The sequence below is a fragment of the Acidimicrobiales bacterium genome (assembly GCA_036378675.1).
Taxonomy (GTDB): domain Bacteria; phylum Actinomycetota; class Acidimicrobiia; order Acidimicrobiales; family Palsa-688; genus DASUWA01.
This window is the reverse complement of the sequence record DASUWA010000070.1, coordinates 1-2882: the sequence shown is the minus strand read 5'-3', so window position 1 is coordinate 2882 and position 2882 is coordinate 1. Positions and strand designations below refer to the sequence as shown.

The window sequence follows — 2882 nt, the reverse complement described above, 5'->3', positions numbered from 1 at the left end:
CCCCCTCCGATTCCGCGGAATCGCCGGCAACGGCTCACGCGCGCCCAAACAACCACCCCCACACCGCGAACGCCCGCAGAAAATCGACTTCGACTACGTCGAAGGCCCTTGACATCAAGCGCTTCTTCAGGAACGGCGATCCGGGCGGCACCTCATTGCTGAGAAATCGCTGGTATCGAGTCGAGATCCACCGCTCCGGTCGGCACTGGAGGCGGTTCGGCCGTGTCGTAGTGGTCGAACACGGTCACTCCCGCCGACCCAGTATCCGCCGCCGCAATCAGAGTTGGCTGTCCGCTTGCTTGAACGTAGAGCGTGAGGCCAGTCGCGCTGCTTTGAAGGGGGATGACAGCTATTCCGTCGATCGTCGTTCCCGGCTTCTTGATGACATTGCCGAGCGGCTGGCTTTCAAAGTCGAGCTGGCGGAAGTCGAGCTTCTGGGCGAACGCCGCAAACGGCTGAGCATCGGCTGATGCGTGAACCCAACGGTTGGCCAGGTTGGGTGCCTTTGACTCGTAGCCGATCTGAGCCCAAGTAGCGGCGTCCGTTTTTATGTAGAGGTCGTTGCCTTGCAGGACAAGGTTCAGGGTGGAAGCCCCAAGCGTGATCGTTCCTCCCCCTCGCTGCTTCCCGGCGACGAAGTCCGCGTGTACGGTGGTTCCCTCGAGAGTCTCGGTCCCGTGCTCGTGTACCGAGTAGAACGACGAGAACTCGTTCAGTGAGTCGTGCAGGATCGCGCTGGCGCTCTTGTTCGCCTCACCAAGGTACGGGTCGTAGGGGGGCCTGGCCGAACACGCACCCAAAGCCCAGATGGCAACGGTGGCCACGAGAGTGGTACGGAGAAACCGCACGGACGCGAGTGGTCGTGCCCCAGACCGAGTAGTCCCCACCACGCTCTATATTGTTTCATCCCGCGCCTTGCCAGGCTCGGCACGGGCGGCCAGCACCGGCGCCATACTCGGCGTTCGGGGGTCAGCGGCTCGGATCCCGCAGGAGTCCTGGCTCCCGGCGGCGATTCGGGGGGACGACGAGCTGTGGACGGTTCCAAAGCATCACCGTGAGGAACGCAAAGGAACAAATCAGCAGACCACAACCGGCGACGACAGCTACGGCGTCCGAGAGCGTTGAGCGCCCGATCGGGACCATCCAGCCCGCTACCAGCAAGAAGAACGCGCCGACGCTATTGACAGGAATCGCTCGGACCCACCCTTTCCAACTTCGATGTCCGTACGGCCACCATCGTGGGCATCTGTCAAAAGACTCCGTCTCATGACGCCAAAGTCGCAATACCACTCGCGGTGTAGCAGCTAACCCGAGCGAGAAAAGGATCAGAGCTGCGAGGTATGGAAGGTCGACTGCAGCGATCATCGAGCTGTGCGTCGCCTCGCCTGCTCACTGAGCCGCACCGCCATTCACATATTGTTCTGATTGATAATCCACCTAGACGCGATGGTATTGACCGTAGCGTTTAGAGGTCCGATGGGATCGCTCGCGATTATTCTGTCGACCGGTTTTCGGTCTGGCTTGTGATGGACCTGTGTTCCCACCGGACCTCGCCGTGGTGTGGCTCGAAAGAGGCGCGTGCGTCTGTGTCTGTAATCAGATTTGCCCACCGCGGGTTCGTCGTCTCTTTAACTCGGAGGTGGGTGGATGTCAGCGGTGATCATCGGGATCGATCCGCACAAGGCCTCGCATACGGCCGTTGCTGTGGATCAGAGCGAGGCGACCCTAGGACAGATCAAGGTGCGCTCCAGGGTCGGTCAGACTGAGCAGCTATTGGGCTGGGCAGCCGCCTGGCCGGAGCGGACCTGGGCGGTCGAAGGAGCTGCCGGGTTGGGTTATCTGCTGTCCCAGCAGCTGGTGAACGCCGGCGAGACAGTTGTGGATGTGCAACCGAAGCTGGCGGCCAAGGTCCGGCTGTTGGACAACGGCTCTACCAACAAGAACGACCCCAACGACGCCCGTTCGGTGGCGGTGGCGGCGCTTCGAGCCAAGGGGCTTCCCGTGGTGCGCCGTGAGGACCACGTCGAGGTGATGAAGATCTGGGTCCGCCGGCGTCGGGAGCTTCAGCGCACGAACAACCGGATCGCCAACCAGCTTCACGCGGTGCTGTGCGAACTGGTGCCCGGAGGTTTCTCGGGCCCGATTTCCCCTGCAAAGGCTGAGCGAATCCTCAACCAGGTCGAGCCCGACGATGCGGTGACAGCCGCCCGGGTCGAGCTCGCCTGGGAGATCCTCGAGGACCTGCGTCGGAGCAACCGGCAGCGCCGACAGCTGGTCAAACGGATCGGACAGGTCGTCACCGCGTCGGGCACCTCGACCACCGACATCTACGGTGTGGGTCCGGTCGTGGCCGCCATGGCCTTGAGCATCACCGGCGACATCGGCCGCATCAAGAGCATCAACCACTTCGCCGCCTATAACGGCACCGCCCCAGTCGAAGTCTCCTCCGGGCCCGAGAAGATCTACCGGCTATCCCTACGCGGAAACCGCCAACTCAACCACGCCATCCACATTGCCGCGGTTAGCCAGATCAGTCACACCAACAACCCCGGGCGGGTCTATTACGACCGCAAGATCGCCGAGGGCAAGAGCTCCAAGAAAGCCCTACGAAGCCTCAAGCGACAGATCAGCAACGCTCTATACCGAGCCATGGTCGCCGACGCCAACAAACGCGGCGACACCGGCGCCGAAGGCCCGGGAGGGCAATCGGGGAACGGCTCTAACTCCAGCGCGGCCAGCTCTCACCCCGAACACCAGCTCTTCGGACAAGCCACTCCCGGACCCGCCAAGAGCCTACGACCCCAACAGACCACCAGGCGCGCCCAGACCTCAACCAACCAGAAGAACCGAGCCAGAAAAGCCTCTTGACGCAAAGAGGCGTC

General features: G+C 62.5%; 2 protein-coding genes. One reads left to right on the top strand and one right to left on the bottom strand.

Annotation, left to right across the window (positions count from 1 at the left end; translation table 11 throughout):
• Positions 1-152 precede the first annotated feature (152 nt).
• The gene (locus tag VFZ97_20005) at positions 153-824 is read right to left on the bottom strand and encodes a hypothetical protein (GenBank protein HEX6395724.1); all 672 of its coding nucleotides are present in this window, start codon (positions 822-824) and stop codon (positions 153-155) included.
• Between the two features lie 823 nt (positions 825-1647).
• Between VFZ97_20005 and VFZ97_20000 the strand changes: the two genes are divergently transcribed.
• Positions 1648-2868 carry an IS110 family transposase gene (locus VFZ97_20000; protein HEX6395723.1) on the top strand — a complete coding sequence of 407 codons (1221 nt, stop codon included), beginning with the start codon at positions 1648-1650 and terminating at the stop codon, positions 2866-2868.
• Positions 2869-2882: the final 14 nt, after the last annotated feature.